The organism is Bacillus pretiosus (assembly GCF_052947655.1).
This window is the reverse complement of record NZ_CM129593.1, coordinates 3,521,255-3,545,655: the sequence shown is the minus strand read 5'-3', so window position 1 is coordinate 3,545,655 and position 24,401 is coordinate 3,521,255. Positions and strand designations below refer to the sequence as shown.

At 35.2% G+C, this 24,401-nt stretch carries 26 protein-coding genes; 20 read left to right on the top strand and 6 right to left on the bottom strand.

The genetic code is table 11. The features are described from left to right. Window positions 1–33: 33 nt before the first annotated feature. Window positions 34–654: a transcriptional repressor LexA gene (lexA, locus tag ACU8YW_RS18115; protein WP_000413737.1), complete on the bottom strand. Its 621-nt coding sequence runs from the start codon at window positions 652–654 to the stop codon at window positions 34–36. A gap of 141 nt (window positions 655–795) precedes the next feature. Between lexA and ACU8YW_RS18110 the strand changes: the two genes are divergently transcribed. Together ACU8YW_RS18110 and ACU8YW_RS18105 are read left to right on the top strand one after the other, a co-directional pair. After that, window positions 796–1,452: a YneB family resolvase-like protein gene (locus tag ACU8YW_RS18110; RefSeq protein WP_046956545.1), complete on the top strand. Its 657-nt coding sequence runs from the start codon at window positions 796–798 to the stop codon at window positions 1,450–1,452. A gap of 45 nt (window positions 1,453–1,497) precedes the next feature. Continuing rightward, window positions 1,498–1,737 carry a DUF896 domain-containing protein gene (locus tag ACU8YW_RS18105; RefSeq protein WP_001190582.1) on the top strand — a complete coding sequence of 80 codons (240 nt, stop codon included), beginning with the start codon at window positions 1,498–1,500 and terminating at the stop codon, window positions 1,735–1,737. A 39-nt stretch (window positions 1,738–1,776) separates the two neighbouring features. On the opposite strand, the gene ACU8YW_RS18100 is transcribed toward ACU8YW_RS18105, so the two are convergent. Continuing rightward, window positions 1,777–3,360 (bottom strand): bifunctional metallophosphatase/5'-nucleotidase, encoded by a 1,584-nt coding sequence (locus ACU8YW_RS18100; protein ID WP_097889938.1) that lies wholly within the window; start codon window positions 3,358–3,360, stop codon window positions 1,777–1,779. 184 nt (window positions 3,361–3,544) lie between these two features. Here ACU8YW_RS18100 and ACU8YW_RS18095 point away from each other — a divergent pair, with 184 nt between their 5' ends. The 16 genes from ACU8YW_RS18095 to ACU8YW_RS18020 all read left to right on the top strand — a co-directional run bounded on the left by ACU8YW_RS18095 (window position 3,545) and on the right by ACU8YW_RS18020 (window position 20,389). Then, window positions 3,545–4,483 (top strand): phosphate/phosphite/phosphonate ABC transporter substrate-binding protein, encoded by a 939-nt coding sequence (locus ACU8YW_RS18095; protein WP_088064232.1) that lies wholly within the window; start codon window positions 3,545–3,547, stop codon window positions 4,481–4,483. Window positions 4,484–4,567: 84 nt separating this feature from the next. Further along, window positions 4,568–5,341: a phosphonate ABC transporter ATP-binding protein gene (gene phnC, locus ACU8YW_RS18090; RefSeq protein ID WP_087982021.1), complete on the top strand. Its 774-nt coding sequence runs from the start codon at window positions 4,568–4,570 to the stop codon at window positions 5,339–5,341. Further along, the gene (gene phnE, locus ACU8YW_RS18085; protein WP_000996079.1) at window positions 5,338–6,132 is read left to right on the top strand and encodes a phosphonate ABC transporter, permease protein PhnE; all 795 of its coding nucleotides are present in this window, start codon (window positions 5,338–5,340) and stop codon (window positions 6,130–6,132) included. Before phnC ends, phnE (ACU8YW_RS18085) begins: the two co-directional genes overlap by 4 nt. Next, on the top strand, window positions 6,132–6,935 hold the full coding sequence (gene phnE, locus ACU8YW_RS18080) for a phosphonate ABC transporter, permease protein PhnE (RefSeq protein WP_087982025.1): 804 nt from the start codon (window positions 6,132–6,134) through the stop codon (window positions 6,933–6,935). Before phnE (ACU8YW_RS18085) ends, phnE (ACU8YW_RS18080) begins: the two co-directional genes overlap by 1 nt. Before the next feature lie 74 nt (window positions 6,936–7,009). Then, window positions 7,010–7,492 (top strand): coproporphyrinogen III oxidase, encoded by a 483-nt coding sequence (locus tag ACU8YW_RS18075; RefSeq protein ID WP_087982027.1) that lies wholly within the window; start codon window positions 7,010–7,012, stop codon window positions 7,490–7,492. Between the two features lie 223 nt (window positions 7,493–7,715). Next, window positions 7,716–9,716, top strand: a complete 2,001-nt coding sequence (tkt, locus tag ACU8YW_RS18070; protein WP_060487429.1) for a transketolase — start codon at window positions 7,716–7,718, stop codon at window positions 9,714–9,716. Window positions 9,717–9,872: 156 nt separating this feature from the next. Further along, window positions 9,873–10,313 (top strand): sporulation inhibitor of replication protein SirA, encoded by a 441-nt coding sequence (gene sirA / locus ACU8YW_RS18065; RefSeq protein ID WP_048527522.1) that lies wholly within the window; start codon window positions 9,873–9,875, stop codon window positions 10,311–10,313. A gap of 78 nt (window positions 10,314–10,391) precedes the next feature. Then, a complete protein-coding gene (locus tag ACU8YW_RS18060) occupies window positions 10,392–10,613 on the top strand; it encodes a YneF family protein (RefSeq protein ID WP_001123315.1) in 222 nt (73 codons plus the stop codon). A 123-nt stretch (window positions 10,614–10,736) separates the two neighbouring features. Next, window positions 10,737–12,488 carry an ABC transporter ATP-binding protein gene (locus ACU8YW_RS18055; RefSeq protein ID WP_048544175.1) on the top strand — a complete coding sequence of 584 codons (1,752 nt, stop codon included), beginning with the start codon at window positions 10,737–10,739 and terminating at the stop codon, window positions 12,486–12,488. Continuing rightward, window positions 12,488–14,251, top strand: coding sequence for an ABC transporter ATP-binding protein (locus tag ACU8YW_RS18050; RefSeq protein ID WP_060487428.1), 1,764 nt, complete (start codon window positions 12,488–12,490; stop codon window positions 14,249–14,251). The genes ACU8YW_RS18055 and ACU8YW_RS18050 overlap by 1 nt, the downstream gene beginning before the upstream one ends. Window positions 14,252–14,383: 132 nt before the next feature. Next, window positions 14,384–15,433: a GH25 family lysozyme gene (locus ACU8YW_RS18045; protein WP_088608933.1), complete on the top strand. Its 1,050-nt coding sequence runs from the start codon at window positions 14,384–14,386 to the stop codon at window positions 15,431–15,433. A 209-nt stretch (window positions 15,434–15,642) separates the two neighbouring features. Beyond that, the gene (locus ACU8YW_RS18040; protein WP_088064227.1) at window positions 15,643–16,662 is read left to right on the top strand and encodes a nuclease-related domain-containing protein; all 1,020 of its coding nucleotides are present in this window, start codon (window positions 15,643–15,645) and stop codon (window positions 16,660–16,662) included. Between the two features lie 6 nt (window positions 16,663–16,668). After that, entirely contained in the window at window positions 16,669–17,235 is a 567-nt protein-coding gene (locus ACU8YW_RS18035) for a hypothetical protein (RefSeq protein ID WP_088064226.1), read from the top strand. Between the two features lie 213 nt (window positions 17,236–17,448). Then, window positions 17,449–19,179: an S-layer homology domain-containing protein gene (locus ACU8YW_RS18030; RefSeq protein ID WP_446894115.1), complete on the top strand. Its 1,731-nt coding sequence runs from the start codon at window positions 17,449–17,451 to the stop codon at window positions 19,177–19,179. A gap of 209 nt (window positions 19,180–19,388) precedes the next feature. Then, the gene (locus ACU8YW_RS18025) at window positions 19,389–19,535 is read left to right on the top strand and encodes a BC1881 family protein (protein WP_000644411.1); all 147 of its coding nucleotides are present in this window, start codon (window positions 19,389–19,391) and stop codon (window positions 19,533–19,535) included. Window positions 19,536–19,633: 98 nt separating this feature from the next. Further along, window positions 19,634–20,389, top strand: a complete 756-nt coding sequence (locus tag ACU8YW_RS18020) for a sulfite exporter TauE/SafE family protein (protein WP_088064225.1) — start codon at window positions 19,634–19,636, stop codon at window positions 20,387–20,389. A 309-nt stretch (window positions 20,390–20,698) separates the two neighbouring features. Here ACU8YW_RS18020 and ACU8YW_RS18015 read toward each other — a convergent pair whose 3' ends face one another. Then, window positions 20,699–20,905 (bottom strand): DUF3903 domain-containing protein, encoded by a 207-nt coding sequence (locus ACU8YW_RS18015; protein WP_000624203.1) that lies wholly within the window; start codon window positions 20,903–20,905, stop codon window positions 20,699–20,701. Between the two features lie 141 nt (window positions 20,906–21,046). Between ACU8YW_RS18015 and ACU8YW_RS18010 the strand changes: the two genes are divergently transcribed. Then, entirely contained in the window at window positions 21,047–21,460 is a 414-nt protein-coding gene (locus ACU8YW_RS18010) for an NUDIX hydrolase (RefSeq protein WP_088064224.1), read from the top strand. 12 nt (window positions 21,461–21,472) lie between these two features. Here the strand turns inward: ACU8YW_RS18010 and ACU8YW_RS18005 are convergent, their stop codons facing one another. Both ACU8YW_RS18005 and ACU8YW_RS18000 read right to left on the bottom strand, forming a co-directional pair. After that, the gene (locus tag ACU8YW_RS18005) at window positions 21,473–22,150 is read right to left on the bottom strand and encodes an LrgB family protein (protein ID WP_088064223.1); all 678 of its coding nucleotides are present in this window, start codon (window positions 22,148–22,150) and stop codon (window positions 21,473–21,475) included. After that, a complete protein-coding gene (locus ACU8YW_RS18000) occupies window positions 22,147–22,512 on the bottom strand; it encodes a CidA/LrgA family holin-like protein (protein ID WP_088608932.1) in 366 nt (121 codons plus the stop codon). Before ACU8YW_RS18000 ends, ACU8YW_RS18005 begins: the two co-directional genes overlap by 4 nt. A gap of 152 nt (window positions 22,513–22,664) precedes the next feature. Between ACU8YW_RS18000 and alsR the strand changes: the two genes are divergently transcribed. Further along, on the top strand, window positions 22,665–23,570 hold the full coding sequence (gene alsR / locus ACU8YW_RS17995; protein ID WP_000423221.1) for an acetoin biosynthesis transcriptional regulator AlsR: 906 nt from the start codon (window positions 22,665–22,667) through the stop codon (window positions 23,568–23,570). A 63-nt stretch (window positions 23,571–23,633) separates the two neighbouring features. On the opposite strand, the gene ACU8YW_RS17990 is transcribed toward alsR, so the two are convergent. Further along, complete coding sequence (locus ACU8YW_RS17990) at window positions 23,634–24,233, bottom strand: YgaN family protein (RefSeq protein WP_137012036.1); 600 nt, start codon at window positions 24,231–24,233, stop codon at window positions 23,634–23,636. Window positions 24,234–24,401 lie beyond the last annotated feature (168 nt).

Sequence of the window (24,401 nt, the reverse complement as noted above, 5' to 3'; positions counted from 1 at the left end):
TATAAATAAGGTAATTATCTTCTTTTATTATTCTTAATGTAAATCACGATATACGCCAATTACTTTTCCAATAACTGACACTTGTTTTAAAATGATAGGTTCTAATGAAGAGTTTTCCGGTTGTAGACGGAAATGGTCTTTTTCTTTATAGAAACGTTTTACAGTTGCTTCGTTATCTTCTGTTAAAGCGACTACAATTTCACCGTTGTATGCAGACTGTTGTTGGCGAACAACAACTAAATCTCCATCGAAAATACCAGCTTCAATCATACTATCTCCGGAAATACGTAACATAAATACTTGGTCTGCTCCAGCAACAATGCTAGCTGGAAGTGGGAAATGATCTTCTACACTTTCAACTGCTGTAATAGGTAATCCAGCAGTAACTTTTCCGACAATTGGAACTTGAATAACAGATTGTGTCTCTGTATCCATTCGGTTGTCACCTAAAATTTCAATTGCTCGTGGTTTTGTTGGATCGCGTCGAATATATCCTTTTTCTTCTAGTCGTGATAAATGTCCGTGCACTGTAGAACTAGAAGCGAGGCCGACTGCTTGACCGATTTCACGTACGGAAGGTGGATATCCTTTTTCTTGTACTTTTAGCTTAATAAAGTCGAGAATGTCTTGCTGGCGTTTCGTTAACTTTTCCATGTTTTCTAACACCTCGTTTTCTTTCATTTTTCTTATTAATAAGTATAACATGCGAAAAAACATTCTACAAACATAAGTTCGAACGAAAGACGAATTTATGATACACTATAAGGAAAATATAGTGAGAAAGAAGGGTTCAATATGAATGCAATTATTTATGCACGTGTGAGCACAACAAAAGAAGAACAGGAAACATCATTATTGCGTCAAAAAGATGAATTATTGCATTTAGCTGAGCGCTATCAAATGAATGTTGTAAAGGTGATTGAGGAGCAGGCTAGTGGTTATACAATTGAACGTGATGGCATATTAGAAGTGCTAGATACAATTCGCGATGAACAAGTTGATGTACTTCTCATACAAGATGAAACGCGCCTTGGTAGAGGGAATGCAAAGATTGCATTAATGCACTGTTTACATAAAGAGGGAATAAAAGTATATACGCATACGCATAATGGAGAATTAGAACTCTCTGACTCTGATTCGATGGTACTAGATATAATTGGGATTGTTGAAGAGTATCAAAGAAAGATCCACAATTTAAAAATTAAACGTGGCATGCAAAGAGCGGTAGAGAAAGGATTTCGTCCAGAGAATAATTTGAAAAATCGTCATTTAAGTATAGGACGTGAGAAAAAAGAAGTGCCAATTGAGGAAATTGTACGTTTACGCCGGAATGAATTAACTTTTGAAGAAATTGCAGCAACACTTCGTGGTTTTGGTCATGATGTTTCAAAAGCAACTGTACATCGAAGATATGTAGAATATACAAAGCAATTGCTTGATAAAGAGGACTAACTATTGTATGATAATAATCAGTTTTGAGTAAAAGGGGGATTCGAGATGCAAAGTCACGAACTCATTGAACGCATTAACTTCTTAGCGAAAAAAGCAAAAGCTGAAGGTTTAACTGAAGAAGAACAACGTGAGCGCCAATCGCTACGTGAACAATATTTAAAAGGATTTCGTCAAAATATGTTAAACGAACTTAAAGGAATTAAAGTTGTTAACGAAGAAGGTACTGATGTTACACCGGCGAAATTAAAAGCTTTAAAAAAGCAAGATAATGCAAAATTAAACTAAAAGATGGGCGAAGCCCATCTTTTTTATTTATTATATCCGTTATTTAATAACTTTCCAGTTGTTATTGACTGTTGCTTCTATCTTTTTGTGCTTCAATATATAGTTAGCGATAAGTTCAGACATATCTGTTGGTATGTCTTTTATTACGGGCTTATTTTGAAACATAAAGAAGTTCCCTCCGCCACTTGCGCGATAATTATTCATAACGACGTCATATTCTTCATTCATATGAAGTGGAGCGCCTTTATACTGTAAGGATTCTACTCTCTCGCCAATTGGTTTGGAAATGTTTAATACGTACGAAATTCCTTCCCACATATCGTAATTATAGTGTTGCGGCTTTGGTTCTATGTAGGTGGGGTTTACGATGATAGTTCCATCTGCTTTTAATATGAAATAAGAAGCAGAGAGTTCAAGGGCATCTTTTATATCCGCTCCAGTTATTCTAATTACTTTTAATGTATTTGGATAAATATAATTAGAAACGATGTCACGCATTGTTACATATTTCGGGAAACCTGGAGATGTATTATGGAATAAGCTTGTACAAGAAATGGAAACATTAGCTATATCCATCTGTATTTTATTTATGAATTCAATAAAAGGATGGTCTTGCAAACGAGTTTGCATAGCATCTGAAATTTGCATGTTCCCATAGATTACTCCAATAGGTTGATCGAGCCAATTTTGTGTTTTTTCTTCATAATCGGCAACCAAGGAAAGAATATGTTGGTCAGCCTCAATTCCTTGTACGGGCAATAATTGTGAATCACTCTCTTTTTTTACCCATTTTTTTTCTGTTTTTTCGAATGTTACTGTTACTTTTCCAACGGAGTGTCCATTGCATCCAGTCTGTAAAATTGTTACACCATTCATTACGGTGTGAGCGATTTCCCGGTGTTGGTGGCCTGTTAGTAAAATGTCTATGCCTTCAATTTCATGGCACATTGCATATCCTTGGTTTTCACCTGTTAAAACTTCAGTCGGTACCCCAGTTTGTAAATCGCGTTCAAATCCCCCATGGTAGGCTACGACTAATAAATCGGGTTTCTCGTGTTCGCGAATGTAAGAAACCCATCTTTTTGTTGTTTCTAATGCATCTTCAAATTGTAAATCTTGAATGTGATGGGGTTGTTCCCAATTGGGAATGTAATGCGTTGTCATCCCTAAAATAGCAATTTTTATATTTGATTCAATATGTTTTATTATATATGGTTTCCCGAAATAAGGTTCTTTTCTGTTTTTATCTAAAATATTTGCTGATAGATACGGAAAGTTTGCAGTAGAAATAGCATTATTTAATATGTCCATTCCATAATTAAATTCATGATTCCCAATAACTGCAGCATCATAACGTAAATAGTTCGCTAATAAAGACATTGGATTTTTCTTATCTTCTTCATATGTAGCGTAATGATAAGTAAAGGGTGTTCCTTGTATGAAGTCACCGTTATCAATTAAAAGAACGTTTCTATTTTGGGAACGTTCTTTTTTTATAAGAGTAGAAATTTTGGCTAAACCAATTTCAGCTTGGGAGTTATCTTGGTAGTGAATTGGATAAACAGTGCCATGTATATCACTTGTTAATAAAATGTTTAAAGTTACAATTTGATTTGGATTCAATATCATTCACCTTTTCTATTGTTATCTACTAATTAAGCATATCAAATATATGAAGAGAATTTTAATGAGAATGTATAGAATGTGTAAAGATTCTGTAAATAAGAAAATATACGTGAAAATGTGTGATATATTTCTTCATGTTTACGGAAGGCAATTTTATAACAACAAAATTGGAGGCATTAATATGTTGAAAAAAGTTTTTGCAATGAGTACGACAGTTGTACTAGCGGCGGGATTATTAAGTGGTTGTGGAACGAAAGAATCAAGTGCAAGTAAAACTGAAGATACGAAAAAAGGTTATGTACCGAAGACTTTAAATGTTCAATTTGTTCCTTCTCAAAATGCAGATACGTTAGAGGCAAAGGCAAAACCATTGGAAAAGTTATTAAGTGATAAATTAAATGTTCCGGTAAAAGTTAGTATTTCAACGAATTACAATACAATTGTAGAAGCGATGGCGTCTAAGCAAGTAGATGTAGGGTTTTTACCTCCAACAGCGTATGTGCTAGCGCATGAGAAAAAGGCTGCAAACGTAATTTTACAAGCACAACGTTTTGGAGTAGATGATGAAACGGGAGCTCCTACAAAGGATTTAGTAGACTTTTATAAATCTGAGTTTGTAGTTAAGAAAGATTCAAATATTAACAGTGTAAAAGATTTAAAAGGTAAAAAAATTGGTTATCAAGATGTAACGTCATCAGCGGGGTATGTATGGCCTGCGGCTGTATTGTTAAAAGAGGGAATTGATCCGCTAAAGGATGTGAAACCTGTTACATTAAAAGGTCACGATCAGTCGCTGATTGCTCTTTTAAATGGTGATGTAGATGTATCTGTTGTATTCCAAGATGCTCGTAATATTGTGAAAAAAGATTATCCGAATATATTCGATCAAACGAAAATAGTGAAATTTACGGAAAAAATTCCTAACGATACGATTTCGGTACGTTCTGATTTAGATGCAGAGTGGAGTAAGAAATTACAGGACGCTTTCATTGAAATAGGAAAGAATGAGGAAGGTCACAAAATCATTAAAGAAGTATATTCACATGAAGGATATGTTAAATCTGATGATAGTAAATTTGATATCGTTCGTGAATATGGAAAGAAAGTAAAAACGCAATAATACATATGGAAATGGCAGCTAACTGGAAGGTGTATGTTTCCAGTTAGTTTGCCATTTTGAATACATAGAAGGTAGGTAAGATGTGTGATAGAATTTCGAAATGTTTCCAAAATGTATCCGAATGGTACAAAAGGATTAAATAATATAAACTTGAACATTCAAAAAGGTGAGTTTGTTGTAATGGTAGGGCTGTCGGGGGCTGGAAAGTCTACACTTCTTAGATCGGTAAATCGCCTTCATGAGATTACAGAAGGAGAAATCTTGATTGAAGGTGAGTCTATTACTGCTGCGAAAGGAAAAGAATTACGACGCATGCGCCGGGATATTGGTATGATTTTTCAAAGTTTTAACCTTGTAAAACGATCAACAGTTTTGAAGAATGTATTAGCTGGGCGTGTTGGATACCATTCGACTTTTCGTACAACGTTAGGTCTATTTCCAAAAGAAGATTTGGAGCTTGCCTTTCAATCGTTAAAAAGGGTGAATATTTTAGAAAAAACATATGCGCGAGCTGATGAATTATCAGGAGGACAACAGCAACGTGTATCGATTGCTAGAGCGTTGGCACAAGAAGCAAAAATCATATTGGCAGATGAACCTGTTGCGTCGTTAGATCCGCTAACAACAAAGCAAGTATTAGATGATTTGAAAAAAATTAATGAAGATTTTGGGATTACAACAATTGTAAACTTACATTCTATTGATTTAGCTAGGCAATATGCGACACGCATTATTGGATTACATGCAGGCGAAATTGTTTTTGATGGTTCAGTAGAAGAGGCAACGGATGAAAAATTTGCTGAAATTTATGGAGACGTAGCGCAGAAAAGTGAATTATTAGAGGTGGCAGTTAAATGAATGACGCGACGATATATTCGAAATCGATACCGAAGCCGCCGAGTAAGTTGAAACATATGTTAACGGCTATTCTAGTCATTTTACTGTTGTGGGGAAGTAGTGTACAGGTTGACGCATCATTTTCAAAACTAGTAGTTGGTTTTCCCAATATGATTGATTTGTTAAAAGAGATGGTGCCGCCTGATTGGAGTTATTTTCAAGTTATTACAACAGCGATGTTAGATACAATACGTATGGCGATTATTGGGACGACTTTAGGAGCGATTTTAGCTATTCCACTGGCACTATTTGCGGCAAGTAATGTGTTTACTAGTACATTTTTGTACGGTCCAGCTCGATTGGTTTTAAATTTTATCCGAACGATACCAGATTTATTATTAGCAGCAATTTTCGTAGCTATTTTTGGAATAGGACCACTTCCAGGTATTTTAGCTCTTACTTTTTTCTCAATTGGGCTCGTGGCGAAATTGTTGTATGAGTCAATGGAATCGATTGATCCAGGTCCATTAGAGGCGATGACAGCAGTAGGAGCAAATAAAGTGCAATGGATTGTGTATGGGGTAATTCCGCAAGTGAAAGCACATTTTGTCTCCTATGTTCTTTATACATTTGAGGTGAATGTACGTGCAGCAGCTGTTTTAGGTTTAGTAGGAGCGGGTGGTATTGGGTTGTATTATGACCGTACACTTGGATTTTTACAATATCAACAAACTGCATCTATTATTATTTATACTCTTGTTGTTGTATTGTTAATTGATTATGTAAGTACATTGTTGCGGGAGAAATTATAATGAGTAAAACGACGATAATTGTACCAAAACCGAAGAAACCGAGTGTGTATCGCTGGTTTATTTTTATAGCACTTGCATTTGTTTATGTATGGGCTTTTTCAGGAGTCCCGCTAGAGGGAATAAAGGATACGGCAGGAGAAATTACAAAAGCAATTATGACAGGTGTATTGAATCCAGATTGGTCGTATGTATCTTTGCCAGATGGTGAAGATTTATTACATGGCTTAATTGATACGTTGGCAATTGCGATATTAGGTACATTTATTTCTGCCTTTTTATCTGTTCCATTCGCTTTTTGGGCGGCAACGAATATGAGCAGTGGAAAATTAACGGCAGGAACTGGGAAATTTGTACTTAGTTTTGTTCGTACATTTCCTGAATTAGTTATGGCTCTTTTATTTATAAAAGCTGTTGGACCAGGATCCTTTGCCGGAGTTCTAGCTTTAGGATTACACTCTATCGGAATGTTAGGGAAATTATATTCAGAAGGAATTGAAAATATAGATAAAGGACCGACGGAAGCGTTAATGGCTACAGGTGCGAATCGCTTTCAAATACTTTGGTATGCAGTATTGCCACAAGTATTACCGGATTTTCTATCTTATACGTTATACAGGTTCGAAATTAATGTACGATCCGCTGCCATTTTAGGTGTTATTGGAGCAGGTGGGATTGGTACGCCTCTAATTTTTGCACTGAGTTCACGCAATTGGTCTCGTGTGGGGATTATTTTATTGGGTATTATTTTAATGGTAATTATTATTGATTTTATTTCAAGTTCGATACGGAAGAAAATTGTATAATTTATTTTAAGCACCTATAAAAGGTGCTTTTTTATATAATAAGAATAATAAATGTGAGCAATAGGGGGGATAATTTGGCTTTACAGCACGAGTTTGTATTTGTTTCGAATGAAAAAAAAGGGTTGGATTTTATAGGTATAGATTGGATTGAACTTTGTTTTCTATATAAAGAAGAGGCAACGATAGATGAGTGTGTTGTATTAAGTGATGAGCTAATCGTATATCTATTAGATTTTACCCATTGGATTCCGACCTATTATCCAGCGAAAAGAGCAGAAGGATTTGGAATTCACTATTATGGTATTACGAAAATAGAACAGCAAGGGGCAGTGATAGCAGAACAGTTATTTTGTTCGCTAGTTAACATGTTTTCTCTAGCGCCAGAAACAATCGAACTGACAGGGCAGTTTCAATGGGAAAATGATAATAATACTGATGGAGAATATGAAAGATACGTATTTGATCGAGATAAATTATGCCAAGATTTAAATTCTTTTATTCGTTTGCTTTGCAGAGTGAAAAATGGGGAAGGATATATTTTGCATTATGGAATTTGAAAATGATGAATAAATATACAGATAATTCCCTTTCTTTTTAAAATAAAAATAATGAAAAAGTATGTCATATTGAATACCCATACATTCCCGAAATCATTGATTTTTTTATGAAAAACCAAAAAAATATCAACATATTTGTCGATACATGTTGTATAATCTTGCGTGGGAAGCTATCATATAAATGTATAAAACGTTTACTAATATAAGCGAAGGGAAGAATAGCATGTCACATTCAATCGAACAACTTTCTATCAACACGATTCGCACATTATCCATCGATGCGATTGAAAAAGCAAACTCTGGTCACCCAGGAATGCCAATGGGTGCAGCACCAATGGCTTATACATTATGGACTCAATTTATGAAACACAATCCAAATAACCCAACGTGGTTTAACCGTGATCGTTTCGTATTATCTGCAGGTCATGGTTCAATGTTACTATACAGCCTACTTCACCTATCTGGTTATGATGTAACAATGGATGACTTAAAGAACTTCCGTCAATGGGGAAGCAAAACTCCAGGACATCCTGAGTACGGTCATACAGCAGGTGTAGACGCAACTACTGGTCCACTTGGACAAGGTATTGCAACTGCTGTAGGTATGGCAATGGCTGAAAGACATTTAGCGGCTAAATATAACCGTGATGCGTATAATGTAGTAGATCATCATACATACGCTATTTGTGGTGATGGAGATTTAATGGAAGGCGTTTCTGCTGAAGCATCTTCATTAGCTGCTCATTTACAATTAGGTCGTCTTGTTGTGCTTTATGATTCAAACGATATTTCATTAGATGGCGATTTAAATCGTTCATTCTCTGAAAGTGTAGAAGATCGTTACAAAGCATACGGATGGCAAGTAATCCGTGTTGAGGATGGAAACGATATTGAAGCTATCGCGAAAGCAATCGAAGAAGCGAAAGCTGACGAAAAACGCCCAACGCTAATTGAAGTAAGAACGACAATTGGTTTCGGTTCTCCAAACAAATCAGGAAAATCAGCTTCACATGGTTCTCCACTTGGTGTAGACGAAACAAAATTAACGAAAGAAGCATATGCTTGGACTGCTGAGCAAGACTTCCATGTAGCAGAAGAAGTATATGACAACTTCCGTAAAACTGTACAAGATGTTGGTGAAACTGCGCAAGCAGCGTGGAACACTATGCTAGGTGAATATGCACAAGCATACCCAGAATTAGCAAACGAATTACAAGCGGCAATGAATGGTCTTCTTCCAGAAGGTTGGGAGCAAAACTTACCAACTTATGAATTAGGATCAAAAGCAGCAACTCGTAATTCTTCAGGTGCTGTAATTAATGCAATTGCAGAGTCTGTACCATCATTCTTCGGTGGATCTGCTGACCTTGCTGGTTCTAACAAAACATACATGAATAACGAAAAAGACTTTACAAGAGATGATTACAGCGGAAAAAACATTTGGTACGGTGTACGTGAGTTCGCAATGGGTGCAGCAATGAACGGTATTGCACTACATGGCGGTTTAAAAACTTACGGTGGTACGTTCTTCGTATTCTCTGACTACTTACGTCCAGCAATTCGTCTTGCAGCATTAATGCAATTGCCAGTAACGTATGTATTCACACACGACAGTATCGCTGTTGGTGAAGATGGTCCAACACATGAACCAATCGAGCAATTAGCAGCGCTACGTGCAATGCCAAATGTATCTGTTATTCGTCCAGCTGATGGTAACGAATCTGTTGCAGCTTGGAGACTAGCTCTAGAATCTACAAACAAACCAACTGCTTTAGTATTAACTCGTCAAGACCTTCCAACATTAGAAGGTGCAAAAGAAGATACGTATGAAAAAGTAGCAAAAGGTGCATATGTAGTTTCTGCAAGCAAGAAAGAAACAGCTGATGTAATCTTACTTGCATCTGGATCTGAAGTAAGTCTAGCTGTTGAAGCGCAAAAAGCGTTAGCAGTAGACGGCGTTGACGCAGCTGTTGTCAGCATGCCATCTATGGATCGCTTTGAAGCTCAAACAGCTGAGTACAAAGAATCTGTATTACCAAAAGCAGTAACAAAACGTTTCGCAATCGAAATGGGTGCTACATTCGGATGGCACCGTTACGTAGGTCTTGACGGAGATGTGTTAGGTATCGATACATTCGGTGCTTCTGCTCCTGGTGAGAAGATTATGGAAGAGTATGGATTTACTGTAGAGAACGTTGTTCGTAAAGTAAAAGAAATGCTTTAATGATTTTAGAAAAATCTCTCCGGCATGGAGAGATTTTTCTATGTAAATGAGTTTTTTCGACAGAAAAAGTTTTTTATCTCTCCGCAGTCAGACAATCATTGCAAAATTTCTTCTATATAATGAAGGGAAAAGGTTGTCCAGATTGGGAGGCGAAAGATGAAAACGTATGAATTGTATTTAATTCAAGAGGATATTGCGAAAGCTTACTTTGGTCGTGAATATTTGTTTTTTGATTTATTTGCTAGATTTTCAGAATCTGGGTCCCTTTCGGAGAGAAAAGTGTTATATAAACAAATGATGTATATAACGATGCCATTACAAGTAATGAAAATTCACCATAAATTAGAACAAGCTTTGCGCGTTCTTGGTAAATATGATCGAACACATCATACACATACACTTTATACAGGAGCGGAATACGGCGAAATAATGGTGAAACCGCACTATATTCGCATGAATACCTCTGGAAACGTTTCTATGGAAACGACTTTCTTTGAGGTGTTAAGAAAGTGTGAATTAACATTTTTAGCTATGGATTATGAAAATACAAAGTACGGATGGCTGAATCCTCTAAAACAAGTACGAACATATGTGTAAAAAATGTCGAATTGTATCTTGTCTTATTGAAAAGGTTTTAGTACACTGTAAGGTAGACAACATGAAGGAGGAAAATATATGCCAATTTGGTTAGGTATTCTAGTGGGCGTAGTAGCACTAGTAGCAGGCGTGGCGTTAGGATTTTTCATTGCCCGCAAATACATGATGAACTACTTAGAAAAAAATCCACCAATTAATGAACAAATGTTAAAAATGATGATGATGCAAATGGGACAAAAACCTTCCCAAAAGAAAATCAATCAAATGATGAGCGCGATGAATAAGCAACAAACGAAATAAGCACTAAAAGACACTCGCTAAGAGTGTCTTTTCTTTTTGTTAGTTATGTAGTTTAAAACTTTTAAAAATTCAGTATTTTTGGTAAACTGAAAACATCGCTCATTTTAAGGGAGGAGGATAAAAATGAAGGTATTTATTAATTTAGCGTGGTTTTTTAAACAAGAAAAACGAGCGTACATAATCGGAATTATTATGTTATTTGGTGTCGCGCTTCTTGAACTTGTAGCTCCGAAAGTACTAGGTATTGTAGTAGATGAAATTAATAATGGAACATTAACATCTGAAAAATTGTTGAAGTGGGTTATTCTGTTAGTAGTTGTAGGGATTACTATGTACATATTACGTTATTTATGGCGTATTATGATTTTTGGATCTTCGTTAAAACTAGCCCGTCAATTACGAAAGAATTTATATGAACATTTTACAAGGATGAGCCCATCTTTCTATCAATCACGTCGTACGGGTGATTTGATGGCGCATGCGACTAATGATATTCAGGCGATTCAACAAACTGCTGGATCGGGCGTTTTAACACTTGTTGACTCATTAGCGGTTGGGGGATGTGTACTCGTAGCGATGGGTTTTACAATTAGTTGGAAGTTAACATTGTTAAGCTTAATTCCAATGCCGATTGTAGCGATTTCGACAAATTATTATGGAACGTTATTACATAAAAGGTTTCATAAAGCGCAGCAATCGTTTTCAGAAATCAATGATAAAGTGCAAGAGAGTATGAGTGGGATGAAGGTAATTCGATCACTTGGACAAGAGAAAGAAGATTTACAAGCATTTCGAAAAAAATCAGAAGATGTTGTACATAAAAATATGTTAGTCGCACGTATTGATTCGTTGTTTGATCCAACAATCTCTCTTATCGTTGGATTTTCTTTTTTAATTGCAGTGTGTTACGGGTCAGTATTAGTTGTGAGGGGTGAATTAACTGTAGGTGATCTCGTTACATTTACAACGTATTTAGGTACCCTCGTTTGGCCAATGTTAGCCTTTGGATGGTTGTTTAATATTATGGAGCGTGGGCGTGCTTCGTATGACCGTGTAGAAAAAATTCTCTCGCAAAAATCAGATGTAGTAAATAGAGAAGATGCTGTACATAAAGTAGCAAGCGGTGATGTTACATTTGCGGTCGATTCATTTTCATATAAGAAAAATGAACTGTTACAGCTAATAGATGTTCACTTTGATTTGAAGAAGGGTGAAACACTAGGAGTTGTCGGACGTACAGGAGCAGGGAAAACGACTTTATTAAAATGTTTAATCCGTGAGTATGATCATTTTAGTGGTGAATTAAAAGTTGGGGAGCGGGATATTCGCGATGTAACACTTTACGGTGTCCGTTCTGCCATTTCATACGTGCCGCAAGATCATTTTTTATTTTCAGCGAGTATTGGGGAGAATATTGCCTTCGGAAAGGCGGATGCTACATATAATGAAATAACCCGCGCTGCAGAGATTGCTTGTATTCATAATGACATCCTCCAATTTTCAGAAGGGTATGAAACGGTAGTAGGAGAAAGAGGCGTTTCGTTATCTGGAGGTCAAAAACAGAGAATCTCTATTGCACGTGCTTTATTAACGAATGCGGAAATTTTAATTTTAGATGATTGTTTATCAGCGGTAGATGCAAAAACAGAAGAAACGATTTTAAATGCATTAAAGAGGGAAAGAGCAGGAAAAACAACGATTATTACTGCTCATCGTTTAAGTGCAATTCAACATGCCAATCTTATACTTGTTGTGGATGAAGGCAGAATTGTGCAACGAGGTACACATGAACAATTAATGAAAGAAAACGGTTGGTATAAAGAAATGTACGAGAGCCAGCAGTTAGAAGCATTAGTCGAGAAAGGAGGCGTATGATGACCGGGAAGAAGCGGAGTGATTTAAGTAGATTACTTTCTTATATGAAGCCATATAAAAGGTTACTATCTTTAGCATTTATCTTTTTAGTTGGTGCAACTGTAACTGAAATGATGGGTCCTTTTTTAATTAAACAATTTCTTGATGAACATTTAGTACCACGTAACTTTGATCAATCAGCACTTGTTACTCTATTTGTAGTGTATCTTATTGCTCACTTATTAAAAGTATTATTTACTTATTTAGACTTATTGTATTTTCAAAATATCGCTTTTAAAATTGTTCAAGATATGCGTGTTGAAGTATATAATCATGTTCAAAAGTTGTCATTAAGTTTCTTTGATCGTACGCCGATTGGTACGCTTGTATCGCGCATAACGAATGATACGGAAGCAATTAAAGATTTTTATGTCAGTGTATTATCCACATTTGTCAAAAATGTAGTCTTTTTAATAGGTATTTTAGTAGCAATGTTTTTATTAAATGTAAAACTAGCTCTATTTTCTCTCGTATTAATTCCGATAATGTTTGCAATTATGGTGCTATATCGCCGGAAGAGTGCAGCCTTTTATTTAGAAGTACGTAATCAATTAAGCGTGTTAAATGCAAAGTTGAATGAGTCCATTCAAGGAATGAATATTGTTCAAGTGTTCAGGCAAGAAAAGCGTATGAGAAAAGAGTTTGAAGAAGTGAATAATAAACATTATAGTGCAGGGCGACGGACGTTAAAGTTAGACGCGTTACTTTTACGTCCAGCAACTGATTTAGTTCATATTGTGGCTATTGCGTTAGTACTTGGTTTATTTGGAATTGATGCTTTGAAGAGTCCTGTTGAAGTAGGTGTCTTATATGCGTTTGTTAACTATATACATCGTTTCTTCCAGCCTGTAAATGAGATGATGATGAAATTATCATTTTTCCAACAGGCACTTGTTTCATCATCACGGGTATTTCATTTAATGGATGAGAAAGATTTAGCTCCAGTTCAAAAAGGGGATGGAAATCCTCAAGTTGTTAATGGAGAAATTGAATTTAAAAATGTTACTTTTTCGTATGATGGAAAACGTGATGTTTTAAAAAATGTATCTTTTCACGTGAAACAAGGGCAAACAGTTGCTTTCGTTGGGCACACTGGTAGCGGAAAAAGTACTATTATGAATTTGTTAATGCGATTTTATAATATTAAGTCCGGAAATATTGTAATAGATGGTGTAGATTTAGAGAGATTTGAAGAAAGAGAAATTAGAAAGAAAATAGGACTCGTATTGCAAGATGCATTTTTATTTGCGGGAAATGTAAAACAAAATATTCGTATGTACAATGAAGAAATTACGGATGAAGAAGTAAAAGAAGCGGCACAATTTGTGCAAGCGAATACGTTTATTGAAAAATTACCAGAGCAGTATGAAACAGAAGTAGTAGAAAGAGGAGCTGCATTTTCTAGTGGTCAACGACAATTAATTGCTTTTGCTAGAACGATAGCAACGAATCCGAAAGTATTAGTATTAGATGAAGCAACAGCTAATATTGATACAGAAACAGAAGATGCGATCCAAACAGCATTACAGCAAATGCGAAAAGGGAGAACGACTATAGCAATTGCACACAGATTATCTACAATTCAAGATGCAGATCAAATTTTTGTTATGCATGATGGAGAAATAGTAGAAAGAGGAACACATCAAGAATTACTGAGTGAGCAAGGGTTGTATTATAATATGTATTTACTACAAAATAAAGGGATTTTACAAAAGGCCTTGTAATTATAAGGCCTTTTTACTTTGTTTATAAAATATGTTTGCTCTCAATTTCTATAGTATAAACGTCGTGACCCTTTATTAAAGTTGTACATATTGTATGTATACGAAATGAAAAAAATTGATAGGAGCTTTTATATGCAAGATAGATCTAGTTCAAATATTACGTTTATCGATGTGTCTCATTGGGAAGGGAACATTGATTGGAATGCAGTGAAGGGATCGGGTATTTCAGCGGCGTATGCAAAAGCGACAGAAGGTGTGAATAATCTTGATCCTACTTTGGTTCAAAATGTACAAGCAGCACGAAATGCGAATGTATTAATCGGTGCATACCATTTTGCACATCCAGAACTAAATGATGCAATTTCAGAAGCGAAACATTTTGTGAATATATTACAAAGCAATCAGACAGACTTAATGCCAGTTTTAGATTTAGAATCACCGATAGATCCGAGTAATAGTAATTTAACTGGTACTGCTATATCTAATTGGGCAAGAAGTTTCATAAATTATGTGAAACAGGCTACTGGAAAAGATGTCATGTTATATACAGGAGTTTGGTATATTAATGAGTTTGGAATTAACGGATTAAGCGATATTCCACTTTGGATTTCTAAATACTCTAGTACGCCGCCTGCTGATGCTGGTGGATGGACAGAGTGGACAGCATGGCAATACACAGATTCTGGTCAAATTTCAGGTGTAGTAGGAAATTGTGACGTATCAGCAGCGGTTTCATTAGAAGCTTTGCAAGGAAATGGAACAAATGGTGGTGGAAATGTTTCTCCACCTAGTACTGCTACTGCAGTCTACGGCGTTGCTGTAATTAAAGGCGATAATGTAAATTTACGGAGTGGACCATCTTTACAATCTAGTGTAATTCGCCAGCTAAATAGAGGAGAATCATATGAAGTTTTGAATGAACAAGATGGTTGGCTTGCTTTAGGTGGAAACGAATGGATATACTATGATCCAAGTTACATTCAGTATAAACATTATGTGGCGACTATTACTGGTGATAATGTGAATCTGCGGGATGCTCCATCATTAAATGGAAATGTTATAAGACAGTTACATCGCGGTGAGGCTTATAGAGTATGGTGTAAGCAAGATGGCTGGCTTGGTTTAGGTGGAAATGGCTGGATATACTATGATTCAAGTTATATTCAGTATGGTGTACAATAAAATGCACGTAAAAGGTATCTCGCCTGAGATTCCTTTTATTCTGCTATTTGCGAGCAACCTGAAACAATCAGTAGGGAATGAGAAAAATCGCTTATTAAAGTCTCTCTTCATTAAAAATATGTGATTTTTACAAAGTGTATATTGAAAGCATAGTATAATATAATGGATGTTTATAAAAATAAATGAAAATGGAATAAAGGAGTAAAGATATGGATTATGTGCTAATAGGTGTGATTTTATTATTATTAGCTGTAGTATTCGTGCTGTTCTATAAAAATAAACAGCTAGAATCAGAGAGTCAGCAAGTAGAATTTGAAAAGAAACAAGCAATTGAAACGTATGAAACTGAAATTGCAGCTACGGTTACAGAGCATAAAGAACAACAAAATACATTGAAAAATATGGAACAGAAGAAATACAATGATTTACAAATAAGTGCAGCTAGAGAACTTGAAAATATGCGTATGATGAAAAATCAATTAGCTATGCAACATAGTAAAGAACGAAGTGAAATACAAGAAAAACATAGTAACGAAATACACATGTTTCAAAAGTTAATTGCAAATTTGCGAGAGTATACGAAAAATGGAGCTGAAGTGAATACACACGAAACATTACATTATATGAAGCGTGGCTTCGTAGAGCAAGGCATAATACTAGACACTGAATTGCATATTATGCCAAATGTTTTTATTAGAAATCAGCATGGAGGAAATGATTGTCGCATTCATCATCTTGTCTTAAGTAAAACGGGTATGTATCTACTTGAGACGAAAGAATGGACAGGGAAATTAATTCATGGCTTAACGAAAGAAAATGCTAGTATATATTCATTTATGATTGATGAAATTGGCAAGTATCAACAAGAAGTAGAGAAAGAAGAGACATTTGAATGCGTTACAGGTGAAGATTCATTAACGATACAAGTGAAAAATGAAGGGAATCCAGTATATAGAGCGAAGAAATTATCTCATATTCTATACAATTGTTTAAAAGAAATACAAGTTGATATTGTAAAGGAAAAAGTAAAACCGATTGTATATTTTTATAATGAGAGTGGGAAAGAAGTGCTAGATCTGTCTGAAGAAAAAACGCCGAGATTAAAAGATAGAGAGCAAATTGTAACGTTCTTCAGAAATGAGATCTTAACAGGGAAAGTAATATATACAGATCAAGAGTTAGAAAAACTTCGAGAAATCATTAGCCGGATGAATTATAAAATAAATTAAAAAGAGGTGGGCTTTTTGAGTGCTATATTAAGGGGTATTTTGTATGTTTATGTTTGTTTGTATATACTAATGTATCTTGCGTTTATGTTTGTTATTGATGTGGTTCATATGTCAGTAAGTGTAAAAAGTATGTTTGTAGTAGTCATGCCATTTGCTATATTAGTCGTAATTCAAAAGTTCGTCTTACGTACTTCTGTAAATCATAATACAGAAAAAAAGCAAATGCTAGGTGTAATGATAGTAGGTTGTATTCTATTGATAGTGTGCACTGCGCAATTAAGTATGAATACATACACCTCTAAGTTTAATCAAGATCGGTGGTTACATGCTGAAGAGAAACGGGTACATATGGTAGATGATCTAATGCAAAAATATAAATTAACAGGGAAGTCAAATGAAGAAATCACAAAATTATTAGGAACGCCTACTGAAACGAGAAATGGAGAAGAAGGGATTACCACTTCGTACTATCTTGGAAATGAACGTGGCTTTATTTCAATAGATAGTGAACAGCTTGTTTTACAATTTGATAGAGATGGTAGAGTTATGGAATATAAGGTGCATAGAGGTTAAAGAAATGTAGAGGGAAGCTATATATTATAGCTTCTTTTTATATTCCAATATAGTAAATGTAGGCAAATAGTAGTCATTCCTATCTATACGAATCGGAATGAGTCTGTTATATTGTAAATGGTTATGTAGTTTAATAGTTTACTAGATGTCCTATATTTTGGTTGAGGAGGGGGAAATTAACACGAATTTAATTATGGCGTGTTAAGTATTATGATGAAAAAAAGATTTTATAATGTTTTAGCTGCATCGATTGTATTTAGCGTGGTAACGATTCCGAATTATTCCTATGCTAATGAGTTGGAAAAAACTGTAGCGGTTTCACCTGATGAACAAGCTTTAAAAAGTATTGAAAACCATATGAAAGAGGAAGATGGTCGAGGAGAAGATAAAGGAGTAAAAAATGAAGTGCAAGGCGAATTTCTTGTACAAATAGTGAAAGAAGTACCTTTATATGATTCTAGTAATTTTCAAAAAGAGACAGGGGTTCACATTTCGAATCAAGTTGTAAAAGCTGAGAAGAGAAAAGGAAACGCTTACTATGTTCGGACTTCATCTGGAACTGGATGGATAGAAAATAGTGAGGGGAATGTAGAGGTTAAAGAATTTCACCCTTTATTAAGTGAAAAGTTGGTTATTAATGAAGTAACCTCTACTTACTCTGAACCATTTACTTCATACAAAGAAGAAAATGTATTGGAGCCACAAAATATTCAAGCAATTGGACAGGCCGGAGAATGGTTCCAAGTAAAAATAAATGATGAGATAAAATGGATTTATTCACCTTCAGCAAAATTTGAAGGAACAAAAGCTTCAATTATTCAAGAGGCAACACCAGCACGTACAAAACGTGCAGCAGTTATGTATGCTGCACCAATAGAAGAGAAAACAACGGATATTTATGGTGTAACTTTAAAAGAAATGATTGTACCGAAAGGAAATGAAAATATCCGTCCCGGTTATGCGATGAAGCCGAAGTATATTACGATTCATGAGACAGATAATTACAGTGTTGGGGCAAATGCTAAAAACCATGCAATATATTTATATAACCAAGCAACGGGAACGGAAGATCGTTCAGCGTCATGGCACTTTACGGTAGACGATAAAGAAATTTACCAACATCTTCCATTAAACGAAAATGCTTGGCATGCAGGAGATGGAGCAGAAGGAACTGGAAATCGAGAATCAATTGCGATTGAAATTGCTGTAAACGAAGATGGTGATTATAATAAAGCTGTTGAAAATGCTCGTAAATTAACAGCTTACTTAATGGGAGAATTACATATTCCTTTAGAAAATGTGAAGAAACATCAATTCTGGAGTGGAAAGAATTGTCCGGCTATTATGATTAAAAATAATGCGTGGGAACCATTCTTACAAGGAACAAAGGTTTATTATGATGCGAACCATAAAGATGATATAACAGGTGGTTGGTACGAAGCAGACATTCGTGAATTAGATAAACGAGGCATTATGATTGGGGATGGGAAAGGTTCTTATTGGCCAGAGCGTCTTGTCACACGTGGCGAATTTGCGAATTTAATTTCAAGATCATTACAGTTACCTGAAGGATCATCGAATTTTAATGATTTAAATACAGCACATCCATCGCTAATAGATGGTATTAATCGTGCAGCAACTGCCGGGATAATAAGTGGTAGAGGAAATGGGACGTTTGCTCCAAATGATACGATTAAACGAGATGAAGCTGTTATCATGATTGATCGTGCACTGCAATATAAAAAAATTAAAGGTAACTTAGTTCCGTTACCATTCTCGGATCAAGATTTAGCATATGATAAACAAGCTGTACAACGTGTTTATGGATTAGGTATTGTAAAAGGAAATGAAAATAATGAATTTATGCCGAAAGGTTCTGCAACGCGTGGAGAATCGGCAGCATTTATTAATAGAATGTTAAAAGTAATAGAAAGTAAAAAATAAAAAAGCACTCGCTTTTGCGAGTGCTTTTTTATTTTTCAATATATTACGGAAGGGAGAGAAGGATTTTGAGTGGAATAAGGAATGAAAGCGGAGGTGATGCATATATATGGATGCATTGGGTTGTTTTTATCTCGCTATTTGCGGGCAATAAGACTCCCACTTCAAAGTTTCACTTTATCATATTGTATAAATGAAAAGGAGGTAAGACGGTGAAAGCAATCCCGACTGATGTCCTGAGTAAAGAATTAATGGAAAGAGAAGGAGTTATATCTATTACAGTAAAGGAATTTGAAAAGATAGAAGTAGCTGGAGTAGTAGTCGCTGGTCCGGCAGTTATTTTGATTAATCAAGATTAAGTACATATTATTGAAATAAAAAGCATCCATCTAGGATGCTTTTTATTTGTATACAAGGAAGAATATGATGGATAATTGCTTTACTGGAGGGAAAGTCTGTGGCAATTATTATAACGATGTTAGTAATGGGAGTTTTATTAGGATTTGTTGGAGCAGGGGGAGCTGGTTTTATTATCGCAATACTCACTTTAGTATTCCACATTCCTATTCATGTTGCGCTTGCAACGTCTTTAACTGCAATGGCATTTACGACATTATCTGGGGTTATAAGTCATTATCGTGAAGGAAATGTTGTAGTTACTATAGGAGGGATTGTTGGTGGATGTGGAGCACTTGGTTCTTATATTGGTGCAAAGCTTGGTTCACTTATACCACCGCATCTTCTTCATTGGTTTACAGCTGGGATGTTATTTTTATCTGCAATTTTTATGTTTGTTAAATTAATTAAGTTTCAAAATAGGGAAGAACTACTTTTAGCAGAAATTAAAGATTTTTCGAAAGACAATATAATGAAATGTATATGTCTCGGATTAGTCACTGGAATGATGGCTGGTTCATTTGGGATTGGTTCTGCACCATTTATTCAACTTGGATTAATGGCTCTATTAGGATTAACAATCCAGCAATCTGTAGGAACAACAATGCTTGTCATATTGCCGATTGCGATTGGAGGTGGGCTAGGATATAGTTCAGAAGGCTACCTAGATTATATACTGTTATTGCAAGTATTAATGGGCACGATGTTAGGAGCGTATATCGGGGCGAAGTTTACAAATTATGCACCACGTATGCTTTTGAAGCTTTCAATGATTATGACACCAGTTGTAGCTGGATGTATGTTATTGATGGAATAAAAATAATATAGCAAACTAATATGTTTTACGAATGAATTATGTAAGTAATTCATATTTCCCATATAAAAGGATTTACTTTAATATAATGAGTGTAAAGTTCGAGTATTCGAAGTACTACTTGAATTATATCCCTATCCCTTTTCTAAAAATGCGAACAAGTTTTGCCCTATTCTATTCAATAATTAATTGCATAGAAATATATTGTTCGATGACCATTATGGAACGTACATAATGGGAAAATCCCGATCCTTAAAGAGGATGCCCCTAATCTTCATGTGAAAATATGATCGGATAAGAAAGCTGACCAATTTATGGTCGGCTTTCTTTTTGTTCAAAAGTTATTTCTTCTTTAATTTCTGTTTGCAATAATAAAGCTTTTCCGAAACGACGTTTACATTCCGCACGCACTTTTTCAATGGCTAGTAGCTGAGTAGTGGCGGGAACTGTTACGATAGCTTGGCGTGGTTTTCGATTTTCTTCACAAAAGACACATTCCACAACATATTTAGAAATCATATTTTCATCCTTCCGTTTTTAATTTCTAAGAAGGGATTGTCTATGAAGTTAATGTGATTTTTCGTCATTAGTTTACTTTTTTCCTCTTTTTTCAAGGAGAAAATGATAAAAAAGGTGAATTTTTGTAGGGGAGGGATGTATATGGAAAGATGGATAGGTTGTGCAGCAGTATGTATAAATGAAAAAAATGAAGTTTTAATGGTGTTGCAAGGGCAAAAGGGTGAAGAAAAAAGGTGGTCTGTTCCAAGTGGAGGGCTTGAAAAGGGAGAGACACTAGAAGAATGTTGTATTCGAGAAGTTTGGGAAGAAACAGGTTACAATGTGGAAGTTGTAAAGAAAATATACGAAAAAGAAGGTATTACATACGGGGTTCCTGTATACATTCATTATTATGTCGTTAAAAAAATAGGCGGTAGTATGAAAATCCAAGATCCTGATGAGTTAATACATGAAATTGCTTGGAAGAGGATAGATGAAATGAAGGAATTAACGCTATCTTTCCCGGAGGATTATGAGGTTTTAAATAAATATATAAATAAAAAAGCGAGTGTTTAAACACTTGCTTTTTCAATGTATCCACGACAAGAAAAGCGGAACGATAACTAAACTAGCTCCTGCTGTTAAAAGCATAGATAAACTTGCAATGGTTCCTTCTACAGGGCCGATTTCGAATGCTTTTGATGTACCGGTTCCATTTGCGCTAGTGCCTAACATAATGCCTTTTGCGAGCGCTGTTTTAATACGGCATATACGTATGAGAGCAGGTCCGAGCAATGCTCCTGTTAACGCAGTTAAAACAACAAATACAGCTGTTAATTGTGACATACCACCGATCATTTCTGAAATGGCCATTGCAATTGGTGTCGTTACAATATGAGGCGCTAAACTATGTTCTAACGATGAATCAATTTGAAAATAATTAGCTAGTAGTGCTGAAGTAATAACTGATAAAAATGAGCCGACAATGACATTAAGTAAAATAGCTATTCCATGTTTCTTGAGTAAATCAAAGTATTTATAGATTGGCCATGCGAAAGCAACTGTTGCAGGCTTTAATAATTCTGTTAACCATTGACCACCTGTTTCATATGTTTCATAAGTTGTGTCTAGTCCGAGTAATAAAGCAATTAAAATAATAGGGCAGACGAGAAGAGGAGAAAGTAAGCTCCAATTCCAGCGTTGATACATTTTCTTCGATATCCAATATGTGAATAGTGTTAATAGTAAACAAAGAAAGCCGATCATTGTGTTGATCCTTTCCGCTTTAGTAGCAATTCTGTTAGGAGTCCTGTAGCGAGAGTGACACAAAGTGTACTAATCATAATAATTAAAATGAGATCGATTCCATATTGTGATAGTGTATCTTTGTAGCGTATGACAGCGACTGCAGAAGGAATGAAAAATAAAATAAGTTCTTTTAATAAAAAGTCTGCTCCGTCCTGTACCCACTCTTTTTTCACTAGGTTAAATTTTAATGAAATTAACAATAAAAAAATACCGAGTATACTTCCTGGAACTGGGAGGTGTGCCTGTTTTGCAATCCATTCACCTGTCCAAGCGAAACAAAATAATAATAAAATTTGTCCGCTTAATTTCCACCATTTCATACAGTACCCACCTCTTTCTTTTTTTACATAAAAATTGTAAAAAAGAATTAACAATTTCTACTATACGTTCATTCGAAAAATTTGTCTAATATATAAATTATATGTTATTAATATATTAGATGTATTAATTGAAAGTGAAAAGGGTGTCCAAAATGGAATTACGGCATTTGCAATATTTTGTTGTAGTGGCAGAGGAGTTACACTTTGGACGAGCAGCTGCTCGTTTACAAATGACACAACCACCGCTTAGTCAACAAATTCAGCAATTAGAAAAAGAAATGGGAGTTATGTTATTTTCAAGAACGAAGAGAAAAGTTGAATTAACAGAAGCTGGAGAAATGTTTTTAAAAGAAGTAAAAAAAGCGTTCGAACAAATTGATAAAGCAGTAGAAGTTGCACAAAGTGCCCAAAGGGGAGAAGTGGGATCACTTTCAATTGGTTTTGTAGGTGCAGCGATATATGATATTTTACCATCTATCGTAAGGGAGTATAGAAAGAAATTTCCGAGAGTGTCTGTTGCATTACATGAACTGTCAACACCGGATCAGGTGCATGCACTTCACGATAACCGTATTGATATTGGCTTTTTGCGTCCGCCAATTCCAACACAATTACTAGAGTTAGAACCAATTCAAAAGCTTTCTTGTACGTTATGTTTACCGAAGGCACATCCACTTGCTGAAAAGGATGAAATACATATTGAAGATTTAAGAGACGAACCGTTCGTATTTATTACGAGACCGGTATGGCCAGCGTTATACGATACAATTTTATCACTTTGCCGCGACGTAGGATTTAGTCCACACATTGTACAAGAAGCAACGGAATATCAAACAGTTATGGGACTTGTAGCGGCAGGAATCGGAATTACGGTAATACCTGTATCGGCGAATAAATTGTATAAAACCGAAGTCGTATATAAAGAGTTATGTGATTCTAATTTTGTTGCAGAAATGTCAGTAGCGTACAAAAAAATGAATACTAATCCAGAACTTTTAGAGTTTTTGAAAATTGCAAGAGAGAAGAAAAGAATAGAAGTTGAGGATGAGATTAATTAATTTGTTAAAAAGTACACCTCGTTAAACACTAAAGCGGAAATGCAATATAATTGCATTTCCGCTTTAGTGTTCTTTTTTTAGTTCTATACTAAAGAGATAAACATGTTCGTTTTCTTGTAATAGTTGGTCAATAGCAGTTTTTTCCTCAAGCATTGGAATTCTTACGGTTTCTTTATTCGTTTTTATTATAGCCGCTAAAGTCGTCTTTTGATTGTATGTTAAGTTTATAGCAGATTGAAGAGTAGTAGAGGTAGAGCTATTTATGATTGGAGGTGCTTCTTCAGGAGCGAGCATGGAACTACCTTCAATATTAACATACCAATGTTTTTGCACTTGTACATCTTTATCGAGTTGGGATTGAGGTGGTAAAAAAGAAAGCTTTACTTTCTTTTTTTGAAAATGGGAGGTAGCTATATTCGCAATTACGTTTGTTTTTTTACCATTTTGATAATAATCAATTGTAGCATGTATTTCATCTTTTTCATTTTTTAGGGTAACGTTATAAAACATGCTGTCTCCTTCTTGAAAAGGAGTCATTTGTAAAATAGAAGATTGCTCTTCTGTTAATTTGTATGGCTCAACAATGGCGATCTCATTGTTTTTAAGTGAGCTACAACTTGTGAGAAATAATAAAAATAAGATTGATATTAATTTTATGCGCATGCAACCCCCTCCTTTTTACGATTATATTCTGAATATAATTTATTTTCAGCTTTATTTTCTAGGACTAAAGACTTAGAAAAAATTCAGATTGTAGTGCGATGTTTAAAATGTCATATTTTTATACACTAGTAGTATAGAATGAGTATGGTATGAAGTAAGGTAGGGGAA